At 52.0% G+C, this 2,449-nt stretch carries 2 other annotated features.

Annotated elements, in window-relative coordinates:
- Positions 1–83 precede the first annotated feature (83 nt).
- Positions 84–466 (bottom strand) — a sequence feature (23S ribosomal RNA rRNA prediction is too short).
- Between the two features lie 45 nt (positions 467–511).
- Positions 512–2,449: a sequence feature (23S ribosomal RNA rRNA prediction is too short), on the bottom strand.

The raw sequence follows: 2,449 nt of genomic DNA, 5'->3' as shown, positions 1-2,449 counted from the left end.
CAGCCCCAGGATGTGATGAGCCGACATCGAGGTGCCAAACACCGCCGTCGATGTGAACTCTTGGGCGGTATCAGCCTGTTATCCCCGGAGTACCTTTTATCCGTTGAGCGATGGCCCTTCCATACAGAACCACCGGATCACTAAGACCTACTTTCGTACCTGCTCGACATGTCTGTCTCGCAGTCAAGCGTGCTTTTGCCTTTACACTAACCTCATGATTTCCGACCATGATTAGCACACCTTCGTGCTCCTCCGTTACTCTTTGGGAGGAGACCGCCCCAGTCAAACTACCCACCATACACTGTCCGTAACCCCGATAAGGGGCCGACGTTAGAACCTCAAACATACCAGGGTGGTATTTCAAGGACGGCTCCATCGAAACTAGCGTCTCGACTTCAAAGCCTCCCACCTATCCTACACAGATAGGTTCAAAGTTCAGTGCAAAGCTATAGTAAAGGTTCACGGGGTCTTTCCGTCTAGCCGCGGGTACACGGCATCTTAACCGCGATTTCAATTTCACTGAGTCTCGGGTGGAGACAGCGCCCCCATCATTACGCCATTCGTGCAGGTCGGAACTTACCCGACAAGGAATTTCGCTACCTTAGGACCGTTATAGTTACGGCCGCCGTTTACCGGGGCTTCGATCAAGAGCTTCGCTTGCGCTAACCCCATCAATTAACCTTCCGGCACCGGGCAGGCGTCACACCCTATACGTCCACTTACGTGTTTGCAGAGTGCTGTGTTTTTAATAAACAGTTGCAGGGGCCTGGTATCTTCGACTGCCAGTAGCTTACGGAGCAAGTCCTTCACCACCAGCAGTGCACCTTCTCCCGAAGTTACGGTGCCATTTTGCCTAGTTCCTTCACCCGAGTTCTCTCAAGCGCCTTGGTATTCTCTACCTGATCACCTGTGTCGGTTTGGAGTACGGTCTCTTTTTACCTGAAGCTTAGAGGCTTTTCTTGGAAGCATGGCATCAAGCACTTCGTGTTCCGAGGAACACTCGTCATCAGTTCTCAGCCTTAGCATCCCGGATTTACCTAAGACACCAGCCTACGACCTTAAACACGGACAACCAACGCCGTGCTGCTCTAGCCTTCTCCGTCCCCCCATCGCAGTAAAAAGAGGTACAGGAATATTAACCTGTTTCCCATCGACTACGCATTTCTGCCTCGCCTTAGGGGCCGACTAACCCTGTCCCGATTAGCGTTGGACAGGAACCCTTGATCTTCCGGCGGGGGAGTTTTTCACTCCCCTTATCGTTACTCATGTCAGCATTCGCACTTCTGATACCTCCAGCATGCTTCTCAACACACCTTCGACGGCTTACAGAACGCTCCCCTACCCCACATACAAAGTATGCAGCCGCAGCTTCGGTTGCTAGTTTTAGCCCCGTTACATCTTCCGCGCAGGCCGACTCGACTAGTGAGCTATTACGCTTTCTTTAAAGGGTGGCTGCTTCTAAGCCAACCTCCTAGCTGTCTAAGCCTTCCCACATCGTTTCCCACTTAACTAACATTGGGGACCTTAGCTGGCGGTCTGGGTTGTTGCCCTCTTGACAACGGACGTTAGCACCCGCTGTCTGTCTGCCATGATTGCACTCCAGGGTATTCGTAGTTTGCATGGGGTTGGTAAGTCGGGATGACCCCCTAGCCCAAACAGTGCTCTACCCCCCTGGGTGAGACATGACGCGCTACCTAAATAGCTTTCGGGGAGAACCAGATATCTCCCGGCTTGATTAGCCTTTCACCCCTATCCACACGTCATCCCCAAATTTTTCAACATTTGTGGGTTCGGTCCTCCAGTAAGTGTTACCTCACCTTCAACCTGCACATGGATAGATCGCCGGGTTTCGGGTCTATTGCCAGCGACTGAACGCCCTATTAAGACTCGCTTTCGCTACGGCTCCCCTATACGGTTAACCTTGCCACTGACAATAAGTCGCTGACCCATTATACAAAAGGTACGCAGTCACACCACGAAGGTGCTCCTACTGCTTGTACGCACACGGTTTCAGGATCTATTTCACTCCCCTCACAGGGGTTCTTTTCGCCTTTCCCTCACGGTACTGGTTCACTATCGGTCAGTTGGGAGTATTTAGCCTTGGAGGATGGTCCCCCCATATTCAAACAGGATATCACGTGTCCCGTCCTACTCGTTTTCATGACTAAGGCATTTTCGTGTACGGGGCTATCACCCTGTATCGCGGCACTTTCCAGAGCCTTCCACTAATACCAAAGCCACTTAAGGGCTGGTCCCCTTTCGCTCGCCGCTACTGAGGGAATCTCGGTTGATTTCTTTTCCTCCGGGTACTTAGATGTTTCAGTTCCCCGGGTTCGCTTCGTACAGCTATGTATTCACTGTACGATACCTACTAAAAGTAGGTGGGTTCCCCCATTCAGAGATCTCGGGATCACAGCTTGTTTGCCAGCTCCCCCGAGCTTATCGCAGG

The organism is Cellvibrio sp. pealriver, assembly GCF_001183545.1.
In the GTDB taxonomy this organism is placed as follows: Bacteria; Pseudomonadota; Gammaproteobacteria; order Pseudomonadales; family Cellvibrionaceae; genus Cellvibrio.
This window is presented reverse-complemented; position numbering and strand designations above follow the sequence as displayed.